Annotated in this window: 23 protein-coding genes and 1 other RNA gene; 12 read left to right on the forward strand and 12 right to left on the reverse strand. The window is 35.0% G+C overall.

The genetic code is table 11. The features are described from left to right. Positions 1-52 precede the first annotated feature (52 nt). Complete coding sequence (locus tag VEU72_03235) at positions 53-1114, forward strand: glycosyltransferase family 4 protein (GenBank protein ID HYL66147.1); 1062 nt, start codon at positions 53-55, stop codon at positions 1112-1114. Positions 1115-1139: 25 nt separating this feature from the next. Here VEU72_03235 and VEU72_03240 read toward each other — a convergent pair whose 3' ends face one another. Together VEU72_03240 and VEU72_03245 are read right to left on the reverse strand one after the other, a co-directional pair. Beyond that, positions 1140-2360 (reverse strand): asparagine synthase C-terminal domain-containing protein, encoded by a 1221-nt coding sequence (locus VEU72_03240; GenBank protein HYL66148.1) that lies wholly within the window; start codon positions 2358-2360, stop codon positions 1140-1142. Then, positions 2347-3741 (reverse strand): nucleotide sugar dehydrogenase, encoded by a 1395-nt coding sequence (locus VEU72_03245; GenBank protein HYL66149.1) that lies wholly within the window; start codon positions 3739-3741, stop codon positions 2347-2349. Before VEU72_03245 ends, VEU72_03240 begins: the two co-directional genes overlap by 14 nt. A gap of 121 nt (positions 3742-3862) precedes the next feature. Here VEU72_03245 and VEU72_03250 point away from each other — a divergent pair, with 121 nt between their 5' ends. Further along, a complete protein-coding gene (locus tag VEU72_03250) occupies positions 3863-4777 on the forward strand; it encodes an NAD-dependent epimerase/dehydratase family protein (GenBank protein HYL66150.1) in 915 nt (304 codons plus the stop codon). Here VEU72_03250 and VEU72_03255 read toward each other — a convergent pair. Together VEU72_03255 and VEU72_03260 are read right to left on the reverse strand one after the other, a co-directional pair. Further along, positions 4774-5724, reverse strand: coding sequence for a glycosyltransferase family 4 protein (locus tag VEU72_03255; GenBank protein HYL66151.1), 951 nt, complete (start codon positions 5722-5724; stop codon positions 4774-4776). The two genes, VEU72_03250 and VEU72_03255, sit on opposite strands and share 4 nt — an antisense overlap. A 108-nt stretch (positions 5725-5832) precedes the next feature. Then, positions 5833-7497: a radical SAM protein gene (locus VEU72_03260; protein ID HYL66152.1), complete on the reverse strand. Its 1665-nt coding sequence runs from the start codon at positions 7495-7497 to the stop codon at positions 5833-5835. 148 nt (positions 7498-7645) lie between these two features. Here VEU72_03260 and VEU72_03265 point away from each other — a divergent pair, with 148 nt between their 5' ends. From VEU72_03265 to VEU72_03275, 3 genes are read left to right on the forward strand one after another with little or no spacing between them, the layout of a single operon-like run. After that, positions 7646-8410: a helix-turn-helix domain-containing protein gene (locus tag VEU72_03265; GenBank protein HYL66153.1), complete on the forward strand. Its 765-nt coding sequence runs from the start codon at positions 7646-7648 to the stop codon at positions 8408-8410. Between the two features lie 20 nt (positions 8411-8430). Continuing rightward, on the forward strand, positions 8431-8871 hold the full coding sequence (locus tag VEU72_03270; GenBank protein ID HYL66154.1) for a metal-dependent transcriptional regulator: 441 nt from the start codon (positions 8431-8433) through the stop codon (positions 8869-8871). Positions 8872-8911: 40 nt separating this feature from the next. Continuing rightward, a complete protein-coding gene (locus tag VEU72_03275) occupies positions 8912-9067 on the forward strand; it encodes a hypothetical protein (protein HYL66155.1) in 156 nt (51 codons plus the stop codon). 86 nt (positions 9068-9153) lie between these two features. Here VEU72_03275 and VEU72_03280 read toward each other — a convergent pair whose 3' ends face one another. After that, entirely contained in the window at positions 9154-9363 is a 210-nt protein-coding gene (locus VEU72_03280) for a YjbQ family protein (GenBank protein ID HYL66156.1), read from the reverse strand. Continuing rightward, positions 9344-9493, reverse strand: a complete 150-nt coding sequence (locus VEU72_03285) for a hypothetical protein (GenBank protein ID HYL66157.1) — start codon at positions 9491-9493, stop codon at positions 9344-9346. The genes VEU72_03280 and VEU72_03285 overlap by 20 nt, the downstream gene beginning before the upstream one ends. A gap of 168 nt (positions 9494-9661) precedes the next feature. On the opposite strand from VEU72_03285, the gene VEU72_03290 reads away from it, so the two are divergent. Beyond that, the gene (locus VEU72_03290) at positions 9662-10087 is read left to right on the forward strand and encodes a hypothetical protein (protein ID HYL66158.1); all 426 of its coding nucleotides are present in this window, start codon (positions 9662-9664) and stop codon (positions 10085-10087) included. Positions 10088-10127: 40 nt separating this feature from the next. After that, on the forward strand, positions 10128-11180 hold the full coding sequence (locus tag VEU72_03295; protein ID HYL66159.1) for an mRNA surveillance protein pelota: 1053 nt from the start codon (positions 10128-10130) through the stop codon (positions 11178-11180). On the opposite strand, the gene cutA is transcribed toward VEU72_03295, so the two are convergent. Then, positions 11151-11480: a divalent cation tolerance protein CutA gene (gene cutA, locus VEU72_03300; protein HYL66160.1), complete on the reverse strand. Its 330-nt coding sequence runs from the start codon at positions 11478-11480 to the stop codon at positions 11151-11153. The genes VEU72_03295 and cutA overlap by 30 nt on opposite strands. 110 nt (positions 11481-11590) lie before the next feature. Between cutA and VEU72_03305 the strand changes: the two genes are divergently transcribed. The 4 genes from VEU72_03305 to VEU72_03320 all read left to right on the forward strand — a co-directional run bounded on the left by VEU72_03305 (position 11591) and on the right by VEU72_03320 (position 14413). After that, positions 11591-12727, forward strand: coding sequence for a site-2 protease family protein (locus tag VEU72_03305; protein ID HYL66161.1), 1137 nt, complete (start codon positions 11591-11593; stop codon positions 12725-12727). A 64-nt stretch (positions 12728-12791) separates the two neighbouring features. Then, positions 12792-13700 carry a TIGR00269 family protein gene (locus VEU72_03310; GenBank protein HYL66162.1) on the forward strand — a complete coding sequence of 303 codons (909 nt, stop codon included), beginning with the start codon at positions 12792-12794 and terminating at the stop codon, positions 13698-13700. Between the two features lie 40 nt (positions 13701-13740). Continuing rightward, positions 13741-14057, forward strand: an RNA gene (ffs, locus tag VEU72_03315) — signal recognition particle sRNA. 26 nt (positions 14058-14083) lie between these two features. After that, positions 14084-14413 carry a hypothetical protein gene (locus VEU72_03320; GenBank protein ID HYL66163.1) on the forward strand — a complete coding sequence of 110 codons (330 nt, stop codon included), beginning with the start codon at positions 14084-14086 and terminating at the stop codon, positions 14411-14413. Here the strand turns inward: VEU72_03320 and VEU72_03325 are convergent. Together VEU72_03325 and VEU72_03330 are read right to left on the reverse strand one after the other, a co-directional pair. After that, a complete protein-coding gene (locus VEU72_03325; protein HYL66164.1) occupies positions 14410-14688 on the reverse strand; it encodes an acylphosphatase in 279 nt (92 codons plus the stop codon). The two genes, VEU72_03320 and VEU72_03325, sit on opposite strands and share 4 nt — an antisense overlap. A 50-nt stretch (positions 14689-14738) precedes the next feature. After that, a complete protein-coding gene (locus VEU72_03330) occupies positions 14739-15470 on the reverse strand; it encodes a 50S ribosomal protein L2 (GenBank protein ID HYL66165.1) in 732 nt (243 codons plus the stop codon). Positions 15471-15573: 103 nt separating this feature from the next. On the opposite strand from VEU72_03330, the gene VEU72_03335 reads away from it, so the two are divergent. Beyond that, positions 15574-17775 (forward strand): CDC48 family AAA ATPase, encoded by a 2202-nt coding sequence (locus VEU72_03335; protein ID HYL66166.1) that lies wholly within the window; start codon positions 15574-15576, stop codon positions 17773-17775. 107 nt (positions 17776-17882) lie between these two features. On the opposite strand, the gene VEU72_03340 is transcribed toward VEU72_03335, so the two are convergent. The 3 genes from VEU72_03340 to VEU72_03350 form a co-directional block, all read right to left on the reverse strand. Next, complete coding sequence (locus VEU72_03340) at positions 17883-18338, reverse strand: aspartyl protease family protein (protein HYL66167.1); 456 nt, start codon at positions 18336-18338, stop codon at positions 17883-17885. A 17-nt stretch (positions 18339-18355) separates the two neighbouring features. Continuing rightward, complete coding sequence (locus tag VEU72_03345; GenBank protein HYL66168.1) at positions 18356-18679, reverse strand: DUF5678 domain-containing protein; 324 nt, start codon at positions 18677-18679, stop codon at positions 18356-18358. A gap of 237 nt (positions 18680-18916) precedes the next feature. Beyond that, positions 18917-19324, reverse strand: coding sequence for a hypothetical protein (locus VEU72_03350; GenBank protein HYL66169.1), 408 nt, complete (start codon positions 19322-19324; stop codon positions 18917-18919). Position 19325 lies beyond the last annotated feature (1 nt).

The following is a 19325-nucleotide window of genomic DNA, read 5'->3' on the forward strand; positions in this document are numbered from 1 at the left end:
TTTTAGGCAGCATGTCTTAATATTAGTAAATGTTCTTGTGATGTAATTAAAATTGAAATTACTTATTGCAGGAGCTAAAACAAAGTTTTTCCATCTTAAGGAATTTGGTGATGCGTTAGAAAGACTAGGTGTTGATTACAAGCTGGTACATGATGTGGATGTTTATGATGGATTTCCGAGCAGAAACATTTCACATTGGTTTCAATCAACTACAAAATTTGATAATTTGGTAGAAGAATTCAAGCCTAATGCAGTTTTTGTGGATAGACAAAGGCATTTCAGTTTAGCTGTAATCAAGAAAAAAATTCCATTGTTTATGCTTCTTAGAGGCGAATATTGGACAGAAATAAAATGGGCCAAAGAAACATTATACAAATCTCCACATAGACGTCTAGCACTCTGGCGATGGCAGAAAATAGCGGAAAAATGTTTTAGTGGAGCTACAGAAATCATCCCAATTTGTAGATATCTTGAAACAGTTGTAAAGGAACATTATCCAAACAAACCCACTCATGTGTTACATGGAGGTATAGATGCTTCTCGCTGGTATCCTGTTAATGGAATGGAGCTAAAACATCCATGTGTTGGATTATTACAAGGAGCATGGATTTGGGGAAAAACCAAAGAAATGCTGACCTTGACAAAAGTATTAGAAGCAATGCCTAATGTGACGTTTTATTGGGCAGGAGATGGGCCTTACAGAGATAACGTCCTTGAAACACTCAAAAAATATGATAATTTCAAGTGGTTAGGTCCCTTGGAATATCCAGATAAGGTAAGGGAATACCTTGCTGCAATAGATGTTTACGCATTGGTAAGTGGGCTTGACATGTCTCCCCTCACGCTCCAAGAAGCTGCATTAATGGAAAGACCAGTAGTTGCAACAAATGCAGGAGGAATACCAGAATTAATGGACAATAACAACACGGGATTTCTAGTTGAGAAAGGAGATCATAATGGGTGGATACAAAAATTATTTATTCTAATTAATGATAATAAAAAAGCAAAACAAATGGGTACAGCTGGCCGAGATTTTGTTAAAGACAATTTTAGTTGGGATCAAATAGCAAAGAAATTCATTACAATACTTGATTCTACTCTTCAAAAATCATAATTTCTACATTGTGATATCAATACAATCAACCTAGTGTATCATTAGGTTTGATTTCTTTAGTAATAAATAACCTAAACCAAACCTCAAAAGCTAATAACCCTAGAAATTTGTTCACATATCTCACGTCTGGATTCTTGTCAAGTTTTTTAATATGTTTTTTTACCCATTCTTTTTTTATCCAGCCTTCTTTTATGATTCTTGCATCAGACAAATAATAATCACATAGTTCACGTCCATGTGAATTCAACAGATTGATAGTATTAACTGAGAAACCTTGTTTAGTTTTAAACATCATACTATCACTTACGTATTTTCTAAGAATTTTTCTAAGTAAGATCTTTCCTAGATCTCTTTTATTGTCATATTTTAATTTGTATGGCAAATGAACTGCATAAGATATCAACTCCTTTGAAAGTATGGGAGATATCGACCGTACTCCAAAATGTTTGTGAATTTTTGTATAAATTGGAGTCCAGTTGTATAATAGTTTACCATTAAAATCTGCAAGAAAAACTTGCGCTATAGGTGGAAGCGGATTATCAAAATATGGTTTTAAAGTATCATAGATTTCATTCCAAGAAAAGTGTGCTTTTTTACCAAATAGATCTTCTTGGTCAGGAACCCAATCTCTTTCATGACATTTCAAATATGCTTTTACTTTCTCAGTTGGAGAAAAACCTGGTTTTATTAAAGACAGGAATTTTTTATATCTAAAAGTATACCCTCCAAAAAGCTCATCCCCGCCATCACCAGATACTAGAGTCTTTGAAAGGGATTTTGTCTTTTTAACAACATAATACCAATGTAAATCCCAAAAAGGGAGTTTTATTATGCTTAATGCTTTTGGCAATTCTTTGAGATAATTTTCTATGTATATGACATGGTGATCTGCTTCAAATTTTTCTGCAATTTTTGCGGCATGTACTGATTCATCAACACTATCAGCAAATTTAACAGAAATTGCATCAATGGATAGACAGGGACATGTCTTTCTTAGCAAGCTAAGAATCAAAGTAGAATCTATGCCACCACTAAGAGCAATTGCAACTCTTAGTTTTGAATTATTAAAATTTTTTTTAATAGTATTTCGTATGGTTTTTTCAATATGAGTAGAAGGTTCTCTAACTGGTTTTTCTACAAAATCTTTCCATGTTAATTTTGGTAGAAAAGTTTTTTGTGTAGAATCATATCTGAGAGTAAGAGCATTTTTTATAGAATCAGGATTGATGTGGTTAAACTCCCCCACGTCCAATGCCTCTAAAAATTAAGCCAGCTTTTTTTGCGGCATGAATGTCAATTAGTCCTCTAGCATCTACCAGAACTGGAGTTTTCATTTTGGCAGTAAATAATGTAGGTTCTATACTATGAAATTCTTTATGTGCGGTAGCAATTATTACTGCATCTGCATCTATTATTGCACTTACAAGATCATCTTCAGTCTTATGTGAGAATACTTCGGTTGATTTGAAATAAGGATCATAAATTTTTATTTTTGCATCAAGTTGATCTAGTCTTTTTATTATTGCCTCAACAGGGGACAATTGAACATCTCCTACATTTGGCTTGTAAGATAACCCCAGTACTGCAATTGTACTGCCCTTTACTGATTTGCCAGCTTCATTTAATGCATCAGCTAATAGCTCAACAACATGATATGGCATAGATTCGTTAGTCTCTCTAGCTGCTCGAATTATCCTTAACATACCATTATTTTCCATTCCTCGTGCAGAATTTAGAATCTGATATGAGTTTACAGGTAAACAAGGTCCACCTACTCCTGCTCCTGGATAATGTGTCTCAAAGTTGTATTTTTTATCACATGCTTCTAGCACTTTGATTATATCTATTCCAAGATTTTCAAATAAAATTGCAAGTTCGTTTACAAATGCAATATTGATGTCACGAAATACATTGGCAGTGAGTTTTGCAGCATTTGCTGTTTTGCAGTCAGGCATTTTTATCATCTCTACATTAAAAACATGCTTGTATATTTCAGATACAAGATCGGTTGTTCTTGCATCTATGCCACCCACTAGTCGTGGCAATTTTTTGAAATCATGCATTATTACCCCAGGATTGGCAGTCTCGGGGCATGTAGCTATGCTAAAATCTTTGCCAACTCTTAATTTTTGATCATTGTTTTCAATAATTGAAATTAATTCATTTTCAACAAATCCCGGCTCAATTGTACTTTCTACCACAATCAGAGAGCCTGGCTTTAGTAATTTGCTAAGGATTTTTACAACCAAAATCAATGCAGAGTAATCAGGTACGTTATTTTTATCCATTGGAGTAGGCAATGACAGAATTATAAGATTAGATTTTGGAATTGCTTCGCTAATATCTGCTGTTGCAGAGAATGTTTTACTTTTAATTACATCTTCAAATATTTTATCAAATTCAGGTTCATCTTTTAATGGATAATTACCAGAATTTATCATTTGAACCAATTTGGCATTAATGTCAACTCCAATGGTAGGCAAACCAGAATGTGCAAACGATAGGGCTGTTGGAAGACCAATTCTTCCTATGCCTATTACAGAGACTCGTACTTGGCCAGATTTTAGATAATTTCTGATTTCATCAACAGTCAATGAAATTATATTTTTAGAAATTCCTTGACTCAATTTTTCAACTCAGCCCTTTTTTTATCATTAACAGAACATGATTGACTTTTCTGAGTTTATATAAATTTGTGTCTAATTTTGTCTCTCAAAACTTAAAGATGAGACTAGAAAAGCATTCAATATGAATTTTATAGTAACTGGCGGGGCAGGATTCATTGGAAGTCACATAGTAGAGCATCTCGTGGAACAGAATCATTCTGTAACGGTAATTGATAATTTCCATACTGGTAAGCTAGAAAACTTGGCAAGATTCAGAAATAAAATAGAAATTTTAGATATAGATATTTTAGATTATGAGAAATTGAGAAATGCTGTTAAAAATACTGATGGTGTATTCCATGAAGCTGCACTCACTTTGGTACAAGAATCGTTTACAAAACAAAAAGAGTATCATGATGTTAATGTTACAGGTACAGAAAATATCTTCAAGCTTGCAAAAGAATTTGGTTTCAAGGTTGTCTATGCAAGCAGTTCAAGTGTATATGGTGATACAAAAAAAATTCCAATCAAAGAAGATGTTGAAAGAAAACCACTTAATCCATATGGGAATACAAAATTAGAAGATGAGTATCTTGCAGAAAAATATTCAAAATTAGGAGTGTTTATCATAGGATTAAGATACTTTAACGTGTATGGACCAAGACAAAATATTGCTTATGCAGGTGTAATTACAAAATTTTTAGAAAATATTGCAAATGGCAAAGCTCCAATAATTAATGGCGATGGTTTGCAAGTAAGAGATTTTGTTCATGTAGGAGATGTTGCAAAAGCAAATCTAATGGCCATGGAAAGCAAAGTGAATTTTGCTTTTGCTAACATAGGAACAGGTACAGTACTATCAATTAATGATCTAGCGGATATCATCATAAAAGCGTCAGGTCTTGCCATAAAACCAGTTCATAACCCACCTCTTGAGGGGGATGTTAAAGATAGTCAAGCAGATGTTAGTTTAACAAAAAAATTACTTGGTTGGAAAGCTGAAATTAAACTTAAAGACTGGTTAAATGAGACAGTCCAGAAAATCATGAAAAATTAATTTTTGAGAAGGGTTTCATAAAAATTAACGTATTTTGGCATCAATACATCACATGTAAAATTTTTTATTAAATATTCGTAACCTGCATCAGCTAATTTTTTTGCAAGTTCTTTGTTTTCTAATATTTGATTGATTGCATCAGTCAATTTTTTTGGTTCATTTGGAGGAACAAGAATACCAGTAACGTTATTTGTAATAATTTCTGGAACGCCGCCTACATTTGTTGCAACAATTGGAATTCTAAAATAATATGCTTCCTTGATAACTTGTGGAATGCTTTCCATTCTTGATGGAATTACCAAGAGATCAGATGCTTTTAGTGTCATCATTGCTTCTTTCCATGAAACATCTGTACAATAAACTACTTTTCCTTTGATTTGAGTTTCAATGCTTCGAAGTATGTCTATTCCTTTTTCAAAACTGTCTCTGCCAACATATGCTATTTGATTTTCAATTTTTGGAAGATCTGGAATGTCTTTGAATAATGATACATCAAGAGGAGCAGGTAAATATTCAAAGTCAAATCCTAATTTTTCTTTGTATGCTTTTTGTACTGCTTTTGAATCAGTAGTAATTTTATCTGGCCACTTTAGCATGTTTGGTTCTGCAATATCTACCATTTTTTTTGTTGTAGTTGAATGAATTTTTCCTACTTGATCAGCATAAACTCCATGCACAGACAAAACTTTCTTTTTTGCCTTTGTGGCGCGCATAGCAAATGCTGACGGCACATTAAATGCGTGAACAATATCATATTTTTCTTTATCCATTTTTGCTTTTAGCGTGCTCAATAGTGCAAAGCTTGGATTCTTCAAATTTTTAATTGGTATGTGAGGTGCATGCATCAATTTCACATCAAATCCTTGTTCTTTCAGTTTTCTAGCAATTCTAGCAGCATGTCCTCCTATGCCACCAGTATATCTTGGGGCAATAAACAAAATTTTCATTTATACATCATCAATTTTTCAACTCAATGTATTACCCTACAAAGCAGTTTATAGTATTTTTGTGGTTTAGAATTAAATCGATTAAATATTTTTCAAAGGTTAAAGGATTTACATTAAAGCTTGTGAAGATTCGTGGAACATTTGGCTTTTTGCACAGCCTGCAGCAAGTTCATCGCCTGATCCTCTTCGCATGATTCCCCTATAGAGACCATCTTCTAGTTTTGCTCCAACTCGTTGTTCCCATTCCTCTACTGATGTAGAATATTTCTTTTGGATTCTATCTCTATACCACTCTGGTATTACATTAAATGCACAGAATGGAATTATTCTAAGATCTGGTGTTACGTAGTGAATGTCACATCTTTGCAGTCTTTCAAGATCTTCGTTATACTTGTCTTGGAAATGCATCATGCCTAAGAAGAGTCCTTTGACATGCCATGAACCTACAGAATCAAATGATCTTTTCATCAATATATTACTAAACATCTTTGCTAGATCAAGGCCTGCTGGTTGTTTCTTCTTGTCTACAAAGCTTGAGAGTTTTTTTACAACCTCTAGCATTGTAAAGTATTTGTTTTTGCCAGAACGAATTTCGTCTGCCTTGTCTTCAAAGAGTTCTAACATTCCTTGAATATCTGCAAATTTTGTTAGTGGAACGAATTTTTTGGTATCTTGGTCTTCAAAGATGTAAGTACCAGCACCACATGCAAAGTGAATTGATAATTCGTATTTTGGTTTACTTGAAAATGCTTCAATAACGTTTGTCAGCGGCATACAGCTTGGGACTGGGAACCAGTCATCAACTGTTACTTCAGCTCCTGTTTGCTCTTCGATTCTTTGTATGCAATCAGGAATTGTGATTCTGTATTTCTCACGTTCTTTCTTGCCCATTCTTCCTGTCAATGAAACTGGCTGGAAGTTTACTGCGTGTACAACATCAAGATTCTTTTGTGCATATCTAATAATGCCACCTAGTTCATGATCATTAATTGATTTGATAACTGTTGGAACAAAGACAACTGTAGTTCCTGTCTTTCTTGCACTTTCTAATGCATATGGAACTTCCCAGTGATTCTTTGGATTTGTTCTTGGAGTTACACCGTCAAAACTTAGATAAAGATTATTGACACCTGCTAGTCTTACTTCTCGCATTGCTTCTGGATCTAAAGCAAATCTAATTCCGTTTGTATTCATTTGAATATGGTCAACACCTTCTTGTTTCATTATTTTTATAACATCAACAATGTCTTCTCGTAACATTGGTTCTCCTCCAGTAATTTGCATAGAGTTTCCTGGAATTGGTCTTTCTGCTCTTAACGTCTTCATCATTGCTCGTACTTGATCTTGTGAAGGTTCATACATGTATGCGCCTTCAAGACCTTTCTTTACATAGAAAAAGCAATACCAACATGTCAGATCACATCTGTTTGTTACTATCATGTTTGCCAGTCCAGTGTGTGACAAGTGATTCGAACATAAACCACAGTTGTTTGGACATGAACATTTGTCAATCATTACGTTTGGAGCATGAGCACCTTTTCCATCCATCCAGTAAGTACTAAATTTCTTGTACATATCATAAGAACCAAAATAGAGTTCTTCGCATTCACCATGCGTTGGACAGGTTTTTGTCATGAATACCTTACTGTCTCTCTCAAAGACTTCTGCATCAAGTATCATGTTACAGTCTGGACAGATACTTTGAGTAAATCTTATCGTGGCCTTTTTTCCTAATGTAGGTACCTTCTGGTTGGATATCTGTATCAGTTCCATGCTTAACTACGCATTTCTAAAATTAGTATTTAATCAATTTCCTACTATACACCAGATGAATTGGTAGAGAGTCATATCTTGTATGAGAAACCTAGGCACACCCAGCCATAATTGACATATATAACAAATATTCTCGAATGATCAATAGATGAGTCTTTCAGATAAGACACGTAAAGCACTTGAAAAGATTGGTCTTACAAGTTATGAGATAAAGGTATACTCTGCCTTATTGAAAACAGGTCAGATAAATGCCTCTGATCTAAGTCAGAAATCAAGTGTTCCATATTCAAAGATATACGAAGTTTTGGGCACATTAGAAGAAAAAGGATGGATTGGTTCTGATGATTCTAGACCTACACAGTATTTTGCAAAGCCACCTACAACTGCTATAGAGACTTCACGACAAAATTTTGAATCTGATTTTAAAAACAACGAGTCTATTATTTTAAAAGAACTCACACCACTTTACGAACAAAGTGGCACAAGTGAAAGACCTGATATTTGGGTTCTTTCTGGAGTAGTAAATATTGCTTCTAAAATTTTAGAGATGGTAGATTCGTGCAGAAACGAAGTATTGATTGCAATACCAAAGGTTGCAGAAAATCTAGCAAAGGAGGCATTACCAAAACTCAGATCATTGCACGACAAAGGAGTTGAAATAACAATATTAGTTTCCGAAGATGTTGATTCTGAAACTCTCAAATCTTTGTCAAGAGTAGCCAAAGTAAAGGTGAAAAAGGGACTCTTTGGAGGTGGAATAATATCAGATAAGAGATATGTTGTAATATTACTTGGAGAAGATCTTGGTGCCTCTGCAGAAGCAGTTGCAATCTGGGCTGATCATTCAGGTTTAGCTGGTTTTGCGCGCGAATATTTTGAATATTTATTAAAAGAATCAAAAGACGTAAAGTAAAGTATCGGTGATAATATAATATGAAAAAAGACGAAGTACTATTTGTTGGTACTGCAGAAGCAGAACATGTAGAAATGTACCTAAAAGCTATATGGCATATCAAAGAAAGTGGAGATCCTGTAAAGATAAGCACCATTTCTAAGATGTTAAACGTTAGGCAGCCAAGTGTTGTGCAAATGTTAAAAAAACTAAATGAATCAAAGCTTGTAAATTATAACAAAACTGGAGTATCTCTTACCAAAAGTGGCGAACAGGTAGGTACTAACATGATGCGAAATAGTAGATTGCTTGAAGTGTTGATGGACAGTGCACTTAAGGTAGATATTGACGAAGAGATGGTTTGCGGAATTGAACATCACATGAATGAACAATTCACAGATGCTCTTTGTACTATGTTAAAACATCCAAGACAATGTCCACATGCACACGATATTCCACGTGGTAAATGCTGTAAAAATTAATTTTGAAACAAGTTATATCACAGTATAAGTTTGTAATATCATGACCTGCTTCTGTGGATGCGAGACTTATGTAAAAGATGTTAATGGCTTTAAGGTTGGATGTGTAAAGTGCGATCATGGTCCTCAAAACCATGAAGAGAGTTTCAAGCTAAAATCAAACCTAGAAGATAGTCAAAAGCGCGGTTCTCTTTCATAATCATTCTCCAATTAATTTAACAAGCACTCTTTTTTGATCTTTTTCCGTCAAACTCTCCATAGAAAATTTGTTCCCAAGGTCCAAAGTCAAGTTTTTCCTTTTGTTATTGCTATAACAACCTCTCTTCCCATGATCTGTCGTTTTAAATGCGCATCAGCATTGTCTTCACCTGTTCTGTTGTGGTGGTATTGATCTATTGGTTCATGCGGAGCTAGCCGCTCAAGCCATTTTTCATAATCGTGATGTAATCCAGTTTCATTATCATTAATAAACACACTAGATGTTATGCATTGCATTTACCAAGCAAAGACCATTCTTGATTCCACTTTTTTGAACAATCTTTTCAACTTGTGATGTTATGTTCATAAATCCCCTTCTTGATGGTGTGTTGAATGTAAGATATTCTGTAACCGAATTCATTATCAATCATAATGTATATTTATGATAAATATTTAGTGCAGGCTCAGAACTCAAGATCCTTCTCATCAAATCAAAGGGATTTGGTCATCAACGCCTGCAGTATATAATTTTCATTGTTCCTAATTGAGTCTTTCAAGAAGCTTGATAAAAGGCAGAGGCCAGAATTTAGATCATATGGTCGCAATAGATGCTGCGTGCTCCCTTGAAAGTTTCAGGAAGTTTGTGATCCTTAGTACATGCAATTCTTTCGTTCCTGAAAGCTACTTTGAGGATTACGAGGTATTTCCAGAACGTGAAGAAAGTCCTGGGCTTATTTATGTAGAAGCTGCAGACAAGGTAACTCTCAAGAAAATTCGTGACATGACTTTTGTCAACGCAAAGGACGTTTTAGGAATAATATATTCATCAAAAAGTGGAAACACCAACTTAAAGTGGCGTCAGATTAGGCGAAACAGCGGAAAAGTAATTGGTGATGCATCTACCAATACGCTCGTAAATTTGACAGAAGCAGGCGTTATTACGCAAGAATGGGTCCAAAATTATCTAAGAAAAAAAGCTGGAGAAAAACAGCAAGCCAAAACAAGCGAACTAACTAACTAAACCTCTTTTTATTTTTGTTTTTTAATGTTAAAGTTACAAAATGATCGCAAAATCAATTGATGAAAATTCAGTAGCGTTGATTCCAGAAGAATCAGATGATCTATTTACATTACGAAGAATAATAAAAAAAGGAGACAGACTTGCTGGAGACACTACACGTGCAATAAAACAAGAAAAAGAGTTTTCGAGACCAGATAGGGGTGAACGAGTTAAAATTAGAGTTGCATTAGAAGTTGAAAAAATTTCTATTGACGATGTGGTAGACAGACTAAAAGCTCATGGAACAATAATAGAATCAGACAATGAATCAGTTAAAAAGGGATCACATCATTCTCTGGCACTTAAGATTGGAGAATCATTTACCTTAACAAAAAAGAATTGGGCAGATATTGAAAGAAAACTAATCTATGAAAAAAAAGAAAACCATAGTTTCTTGCTTGTAGCCATAGATACTGGTGATAGTGGAATAGGAAGGCTAAGTGGTACGCATCTCAGGTTAATGCCAAACATGTATTCTGGAGCAAGTGGAAAAAGATACAAGTCGAAATTTAATATTGAGACCTTTTTTGAGGATGTTCAAAGTGCAATCTCAACTTCCATACGAGAGGGCGATCTCATAATAATATTTGGCCCTGGAGAGACAAAAAATAGATTTAGAAATTTTCTTGCAGATATGCCTATTGGCAAAAAACACAAAATTCAGGTTGCTGAAGGCATAGACTCTGGAGGTGAAGATGGAATTTACACTTTCATAAAATCAGAGGCCATGAAACAAGTGATGGCACAAAGCAAGATTGCCAAAGTATCTTTGATCATTGATGAAATAATGCTCAGAGTCAACAAGAAGAGTAATAAATTTACCATGGGTTTTGATGAAACCACAAGAGCAAATGACGCAGGAGCTGTAGAATCACTTGTTTTTTCAGATAAAGTTTTTGAAAAACAGGATGAAGATAAAGTGATAGAATTCCTCAATCAAGCAGAAAGTAAAGGAGTCAACGTATTTGCAGTTGATTCGACGACAGATGTTGGATTAAGAGTTTCATCGTTAGGCGGAATTATTTCACTTTTGAGATTTGTTCCGCCTAGTTGATTGAACTAGCCAATCAAAATAAGACTTGTTTATGGAATTTATTTTTATCTCTGCAATTTCTGGAATTTGGTATGGATGTAATTTTTTGATCTCAATTTTTAGTGGTGAACTTGATGTAGATGTTGTTTTAAAAAATGCCAAAAATTCTTCTGTTTTTTCCATCTTGCCTTTCCATATGTAAACTGAATTTATTTTGGTAAAGTTTACACATGCAGCAAGCTGTTTTTGTACCACTATATTTGCAGTTTTTAGAACGGATTTCTTGTTAGGATATGTTGAGATTATTATCATTGCTCCCATAGCAACCGATAAATTTGCCCTGATTAAAAAGAGTATCAATTAACTTGGCATATAATTTTTTGACGCAGAACTCTATCATTTATGTTTTGATTGTATGGGTAATAGTATTCGTGGTTGCAAAAGTTTCCAAGCTTGATAAGCATGGTTTTGAGATAAAGCCATACAGCCTAGTATACAAAAATCAAAAGGTACAGGTTGTCTTAACTAGGATTTTAGGTAGGACTCAAAAATTGACAAGATTATTTTCTAATACAAGTGTAATTGCCGGTTTCATAATGATGGGATTTGCTTTTTGGTATCTCATATCCAATCTTTCCAATTTCTTTGTAAAGCCAGAATCATTTTCTGAGATGACAGTCCTAATACCAGGTGTCACTATCCAATCAGGGCCAAACATTGCATATTTTTTACTAGCTGTTCCGATTGTTCTTGTCATTCATGAAGGTGCACATGGTATTGTAGCAACTTTAGAAAAAATAAAAATCAAAACTGGCGGCTTTGCTGTATTTATCGCATTATTTGCAGGATTTGTAGAACCAGATGAGGAAGAGTTTGCAAAGTCACGTAAGATTTCAAAACTTAGGGTAATAGGTGCAGGAGCAACATCAAATGTTCTTTTTTCATTTATTATAGCTGGCCTGCTAATTTTCAATCCCTCATTTGCATTATTAATGCCAGATCCAATTCGCAATGCATTTTACCACGAACCTTTAGGTGTACCAATAATTTCAGTGACTGAAGGATCAGGTGCATCAAAAGCAGGACTGCTCAAAGATGACATCATTACTGCAATTAATGGAGTACCCATTGTTAATCCACAAGATTTTCAAAAAATAAATTTGAAACCGGGAGAAACTGCGTCAGTATCAATACTCAGAGAAGGACAAGCTTTACAAATTTCTGTGGTACCTACACCTTCAAAAGATAATCCTCAAAAAGGAATGCTTGGAATTTTAAGAGCGGCATTTCCAGCATATCAACCAGTTGTACCATATTACATTCATTGGAGCCCAGAAGTATTCATGTTTCTTCTTTGGCTTTGGATGCTTTCATTTTTTATTGGCATATTCAACATGCTTCCTCTTCCCATACTTGATGGTGGAAAATTCATCCAAAGCATAATTGAGAAAAAGATCTCAGACAAAGCGGTAAAGGTTACCATGTGGTCAGTTTATGCACTAACCTTTGCTTTGTTTGCACTCAACATAGCACTATCAGTAGTCAAATCCGGTTTTATTACAATATAAAATAGAATTTACAGATTTTCAAAAAATCACATATGGTTAAATTTAGGTATGAAAAAAATCTAGTATGAAATGTGACAGATGTGACAATATGGCAGCATATTCCAGAAAATATTCTGGAGAAAACCTTTGTGCCGATTGCTTTTCAAATTCCATATTACAAAAAACTACAAGAGCAATATCAAAATATAACATGATAAAAAATGGCGATGTTGTTGGCGTAGCAGTATCCGGTGGAAAAGACTCACTTTCTCTTTTACACATACTTAAAAAAATGTCCGAATCGCATAATTTTGAGATCAAAGCTATAACAATAGATGAAGGAATACCTGGTTATAGAGACGAAGCACTAGAAATTGTAAAAAATTTTTGCAACAATATTGGAGTAGAGTACAAAGTATTTTCATACAAAGATCTTTTTGATATAACCTTAGAGGAATCTCTTGATCTTAGAGAAAATGAAAAAACATCTTCGTGTTCTATATGTGGAACCCTAAGGAGACGGGCAATTGATTTTGGTGCAAAAGATTTAGGTGTAGATGTAGTTGCAACAGGTCACAATCTAGATGACGTCCTTCAGACTTTTGTTATTAATATAATATCTGGCGATACAAACAAGATAGGTTGGATGGATCCCGACACATCTTCCAACAAAACTAGAAAGATAAAGCCATTTTGCGACATATATGAAAATGAGATTGTGTTTTACGCGTTTGTAAATGATATTCCTTTCCAGTCAGAACAATGTCCTCATATGAATGAAGGAGTAAGAACAGAGATACGCGAATTCTTGAATTCTTTGGAAAATAAACACAGTGGAATTAAAAATAACATGTACAAATCAATAATGAGGATTTCTTCAGTGGTTAAAGACTCTAACTACAAGCAAAGAAAAATTTGTTCCAAGTGCAGTAGTGAATGTACTGGAGATATCTGTTCAGTCTGCAGTATTCTTGTAAATCTAAAGCATGATTGATCCTAATGCAAATATAAGATTTGATTGTAAGAGTAAGTGGTAGTAGGGAAGATCGGGGCGCTAGCCGTGCCCCAAATCTGAAACCGGCTATACGCAGAGATCAGATAACTGCTGGGTAAATCTCTAGATGGATAGTACTCGCTTGACTTGCGGAAATGAAATCACGCCGAAGCGGGTGGATACAGGACTGGAGCTGTCCGAAGGGATAGCCTCCAAGACCGAACTGCTGAAAGGGATGAGGTCCGGGAGGGAGCAATCCTAAGGCGGAGTATCCACGCTGCGTCGTCTACGTGGCGGATCTTGCTTGACATGAAATGAGACTATCTGCCTAGACTGGAACTGGTAGAGCTACTACTAAATATTCCTTATTCAATGCGATAAACGTGGATCTAATTTCTTCAGGACGTGCAAGAAGCTATGATGATTTTAAAAAGCAGATTACTCCTTTAATGAAACCAGTATTTGATTCATTAAGAGAGTATTGTTTGTCTCTTGGAAAAAATGTGGTTGAAGATGTGCGGATGCACAGAGTAGTGTTTTGTAAATCAATAACTTTTAGATTCTTTGCAGATATGGAGCCTCAACGTGACTTTATCTCAATAAAAATAAGAAGAGATAGAAAGGAACTGCAAAAAGAAATTGAGATAAAGGCTGATCAGAGTCTTGATGAGATAAAAAATCTTCTTCTTGATGCATATAATACAATACACTAGATCAGAATTTCAAATTTTGAAAATTCATCCATATAGTTTTCATTTATAATTTCAACGTAATCTACAATGGCGCTAGGTGGTCCCATGTGACTCCATTCTATTACTGAATTTACATCAATATCTTTTCCTTCAAGAACTGCCTCTACTCTTTTATCTTGAAGGTTTCTTACCCAACCTGTCACATTTTTCTTTTCTGCAATATCTTTCATTCCCTGTCGGAAATAAACTCCTTGAACTTTTCCTTTAACAAAGATATGAACACGTTTCTGTAACATATCAAATATTTTTATTAAAGTCTTAATTAGTTTTAGGAATTTTTTTAAAATTATTGTCTTTCTTTAATTCGTGCTCTACCAGTCTTTCTAGCGGCTATGCTACCCACTTTGCGTCCTGGCGGTGCATTCCTTGATACCGTAGAACTTTTACCTACATGTTGGTGCCTGCCTCCTCCATGTGGATGTACATAAGCAGCTTGTGCAACTCCTCTTACGATTGGATATTTGTGACCCTTAGATCGTTTTCTTCTCCATGCTGGACCTGCCCTCATGAATGGTCTATCACCAGTACCACCACCTGCAAGAATTCCAATCATGGCTCTATTTTGAGGATTGAGTGTAGTAAATTTTCCAGATGGAAGTTTTATTGTAACTCCTTCTGAACTATGAGAGAATACAGTGGCATAAGTTCCAGCTGATTTTACAATAGAACCGCCGTCACCAAAGTGCTTTTCAACATTGCTTACGATAGTTCCATCTGGAATGTTTTGAATACTAATTACATTTCCTGAAGAAACTTTTGAATTTAACCCAAATTGTACTTTTGAGCCAATCTTAGTACCAAGAATTGATGGAAAATAAGAAACAGCGCCATTATCAAATCTAACCTTTGCAAGAGGCGCATCACGACCTGTCTCATGAACAAGATCTATGACTTCGCCTTCTCGTTGTTCAGCGAGTGCAAATCTTGGATATTTTGCTGGAAGTAACTTGCCAGTAGATGCAGCACGGAATTGCATTCCTCCTCGGCCACGTCTTCTAACTAGAGGTCGTTTACCCAAAGTAACAAGCCTGCTTTATCTTGTAAATTTTAAGCTTGTGATCGATCTTGTAATGAACAAATGACGACAAAGGTATAAAAATTAGTTTTAGCCTGTTTAATTCATGAGCCAAAATGCACTCTCCCTTAAAGTACTTGAGGCTTATACTCGTGATGTTGGAAGAGGAGTGGCACGTATTGATTATGATTCTATGGATTCACTTAGTGCGTCAACTGGTGATGTTATAGAGATTAAAGGAAAGCGGAGAACTGTAGCTAAATGTCTTCCACTTTATCCATCAGATGAAGGAAAAGGAATTATCAGAGTAGACGGACTTGTACGAAATAATGCTGGAATAGCAATTGGTGATACTGTAGCAGTTAGAAAGATAAAAGCAGTAGCTGCAGAGAAAGTTGTAGTTGCTCCATTAGAAGCAATTCCTCCAATAGATGAAAGATATCTTGCAGATGCATTAGAAAGTGTTCCTTTGATTAAAGGAGATAATGTTATGGTACCATACTTTGGAGGCAGACTTACTTTTCAGGTAATTGGTGTAACACCAGCTGCAGATGCAGTACTTGTAACTCAAAAAACAGTATTCCACATTGCAGAAAAAGGAGAAACACTGCGTGGTGTTCCGCAAGTAACCTATGAAGACATTGGAGGTTTAACTGATGAAATTAAAAAAGTTAGAGAGATGATTGAGCTTCCTTTACGACATCCAGAGATTTTTGAAAAACTTGGAATTGAAGCACCAAAAGGTGTCTTGCTTTATGGACCACCAGGTACTGGTAAGACACTATTAGCTAAAGCAGTTGCTAATGAAAGCAATGCTCACTTTATCAGCATATCAGGTCCTGAAATCATGAGCAAATTTTATGGTGAAAGTGAAGCAAGACTAAGAGAAATTTTCAAAGAAGCAAAAGAAAAATCGCCTTCTATAATTTTCATTGATGAAATTGATTCTATTGCTCCAAAAAGAGAAGAAGTAACAGGTGAAGTTGAAAGAAGAGTTGTCTCACAGTTACTTTCTCTAATGGATGGTTTAGAGGCAAGAGGCAAAGTGATTGTCATATCAGCAACAAACAGACCAAATGCAATAGACCCTGCCCTTAGAAGACCTGGTAGATTTGATAGAGAAATAGAAATCAAAGTTCCAGATAAGAAGGGAAGAAAAGACATTCTCATGATTCACACAAGAAACATGCCACTAAGTGATGATGTAAACTTGGATAAAATTGCAGGAATTAGCCATGGTTATGTTGGTGCAGACTTGGAATATCTATGCAAGGAAGCTGCAATGAAATGCCTAAGGAGATTATTACCTGAGCTAAACCTTCAAGACGAAAAACTTCCACCCGAAACCCTTGACAAACTAATAGTAACCGGAGATGATTATCAAAATGCGATAAGAGAAGTCACACCGTCAGGAATGCGAGAAGTTTTCATTGAAAATCCAGATGTAAGTTGGGACGAAGTAGGAGGATTAGAAAATGTAAAACGCGAATTACAAGAAGCAGTAGAATGGCCAATGAAATATCCAACTCTCTACGCCAAACTAGGACACAGAATGCCACGTGGAATATTATTACATGGACCAAGTGGAACTGGAAAAACACTTTTAGCTAAAGCTGTAGCAACAGAAAGTGAAGCTAATTTCATTTCAGTAAGAGGTCCTGAGCTACTATCAAAATGGGTTGGCGAATCAGAGCGAGGAATAAGAGAAATATTCAGAAGAGCAAGACAAGCTTCTCCCTGTGTAATTTTCTTTGATGAAATTGATTCTATTGCTCCTGTCAGAGGAGTAGGTGGCGAAACAGCAGTTACTGAAAGAGTTGTTAGTCAGCTTTTGACAGAACTTGACGGTATTGAAAGCTTACATGGAGTAGTAGTCCTTGCAGCAACAAACAGGGCAGACATGATAGATACAGCCCTATTACGACCAGGAAGATTTGATAAGATAATTCTTGTACCAATGCCAGACAAAGAAGGTAGAAAGAAGATATTAGAGATAAGTACAAAAGAAATTCCAATAGACAGAGAACCAAAATCTGAAGCAGGTAAAAACCCAGATTATGTAGATTTGGAGAAACTTTCAGATTCCACAGATGGACTTAGCGGAGCAGATGTTGCGTCCATTGCAAATACGGCAGTTTCTCTCGTTATACATGAATTCCTTGACAAATACCCAGATCAGAAAGAAGCTGAAAAGAAAGCCTCTGAAGCCAAGGTAACCATGAGACACTTCGAAGAAGCTGTGAGAAAAGTCAGAACACAAAAGGAACTCAAGATTGGTGAAAAGATCGCAGTTCCTTACTACAGGTAATTATAAGCTATAAAAAACCTTATTAAATTAATCCTAGATTTCACGTACTTTTACGTAAGATTCACTTTGAAATTAATTTATACTAAAAATTATGAAAATAGAAGGGTTTATGGAATAAACTCATACCCATCTATTTTTTCTATCTTACAAGTCATTGAGATGTTTGAATCGCAGTACTTCAAACATAACTTTTTTAAAAGATCAATTCCCATTATGCTGAACGGGAACGGAATACTTTTTTTGTTGGGTTTTATTACATGAACCTGGTCTAACAATGAATAAACAAAATTATTTGAATTTCCTTTTTTGAAAGCCAGTACTACATCCCTAAGAACATATACTTGCTGGTTACCACTTATACCAATTACTCCATTAGGAGATTTTTTTAATTTGGAAAAATTAATACCCAATCTCATAGCATCTACTGGTAAAATTGTAGTGACGTTTGCACCAGTATCAACCAAAAAAGTCATCTGGTATTTGTGCTTACCAAGTTCAGAACCATACAGTGTTGTTGGAACTCTTATCTGCCCATGTCTATCTATGAGTGCATTTATTCTCAAAATACACCCTTAGATTTTCAAAGTAGAAGATTTAATCTCTTTCTTCCAATATAATCTACGACTACTGGGGCATTATCGTATTTTTCATTAATTTGTTTCAATAATGTGGAAAGATCTTTTTGGTGGATGCATACTCGATTATTATATATCGCTAGATACTCATTTCCATATTTTTGTCTTAATGATTCACGGCGATTTATAATCCATTTCAAGTTGCTACTATAAGTAGTGGAATTCTTAGCCATTTGAGATTTATCACTAGCGGTTATTGCTTGTATTATTTTTTTATTCTTAGATGCTTTCGTGGCCTTCAATTTTAGATATTGATGATATTTCGTCATAAATTAGCCACCTCCAGAATCTTCATTTAAAGCTTAATAAACTTAGGCTTAGGGAATTTCTCTTTGAAACTAGATAATCGATATTAATACTCGCCGTATTTGCATAGCTCATCAGTATAATAATGCATTTTGAAATTAATAAGCCGTATGCTAGATTGTTCTGTTTCATACAGCTTTTCCAAATGTGGTTTTGAGAATTGATGTGGGTTACAATGGCAGCCCTCCCCCACTCTTCACCTAAATTCCGGATACTACAGCATAACCCAATGCAAAAACTATGAATTCCATAATGCCAAATTTAAGCCATTTTTGTTTATAATGGAAATCGTGATTAAACCACAAATAAAAAATTATAGCAAATTGAAAAATTATTACAGGAAAATATGCGGTATATTTTGAAAATTCAGTTTCTAGCATTGGTGAGAAATAATTTAATGCCATAGTAATTCCAATAGCCCACCCTACAAAAAAAATTAAAACCTTGTTTTTTGATTGAAATTCATTAGATCCTGCAATCTTACCCCATCCATCGCCACTAGTTACTATAACACTACCTAACATTGTTCCAATCAAAGTGATAATAAAAAATGAAATTGATTGTATTAACGGTGTAAAAAAAATCGTAAACGTTTGTGCTAATGTCAAA

The sequence above is a fragment of the Nitrosopumilaceae archaeon genome (assembly GCA_035631875.1).
In the GTDB taxonomy this organism is placed as follows: domain Archaea; phylum Thermoproteota; class Nitrososphaeria; order Nitrososphaerales; family Nitrosopumilaceae; genus TA-20.

What these genes read in the sequence shown, in the direction of transcription:
- VEU72_03275 (HYL66155.1), top strand. Translation starts at nt 8,912, where the DNA reads ATGACCTGCTTCTGTGGATGCGAGACTTATGTAAAAGATGTTAATGGC.
- VEU72_03325 (HYL66164.1), bottom strand. Translation starts at nt 14,688, where the DNA reads ATGTTACAGAAACGTGTTCATATCTTTGTTAAAGGAAAAGTTCAAGGA.
- VEU72_03255 (HYL66151.1), bottom strand. Translation starts at nt 5,724, where the DNA reads ATGAAAATTTTGTTTATTGCCCCAAGATATACTGGTGGCATAGGAGGA.
- VEU72_03295 (HYL66159.1), top strand. Translation starts at nt 10,128, where the DNA reads ATGATCGCAAAATCAATTGATGAAAATTCAGTAGCGTTGATTCCAGAA.
- VEU72_03260 (HYL66152.1), bottom strand. Translation starts at nt 7,497, where the DNA reads ATGGAACTGATACAGATATCCAACCAGAAGGTACCTACATTAGGAAAA.
- VEU72_03290 (HYL66158.1), top strand. Translation starts at nt 9,662, where the DNA reads ATGGTCGCAATAGATGCTGCGTGCTCCCTTGAAAGTTTCAGGAAGTTT.
- VEU72_03250 (HYL66150.1), top strand. Translation starts at nt 3,863, where the DNA reads ATGAATTTTATAGTAACTGGCGGGGCAGGATTCATTGGAAGTCACATA.
- VEU72_03265 (HYL66153.1), top strand. Translation starts at nt 7,646, where the DNA reads ATGAGTCTTTCAGATAAGACACGTAAAGCACTTGAAAAGATTGGTCTT.
- VEU72_03345 (HYL66168.1), bottom strand. Translation starts at nt 18,679, where the DNA reads ATGACGAAATATCATCAATATCTAAAATTGAAGGCCACGAAAGCATCT.
- cutA (HYL66160.1), bottom strand. Translation starts at nt 11,480, where the DNA reads ATGGGAGCAATGATAATAATCTCAACATATCCTAACAAGAAATCCGTT.
- VEU72_03310 (HYL66162.1), top strand. Translation starts at nt 12,792, where the DNA reads ATGAAATGTGACAGATGTGACAATATGGCAGCATATTCCAGAAAATAT.
- VEU72_03280 (HYL66156.1), bottom strand. Translation starts at nt 9,363, where the DNA reads ATGCAATGCATAACATCTAGTGTGTTTATTAATGATAATGAAACTGGA.
- VEU72_03270 (HYL66154.1), top strand. Translation starts at nt 8,431, where the DNA reads ATGAAAAAAGACGAAGTACTATTTGTTGGTACTGCAGAAGCAGAACAT.
- VEU72_03335 (HYL66166.1), top strand. Translation starts at nt 15,574, where the DNA reads ATGAGCCAAAATGCACTCTCCCTTAAAGTACTTGAGGCTTATACTCGT.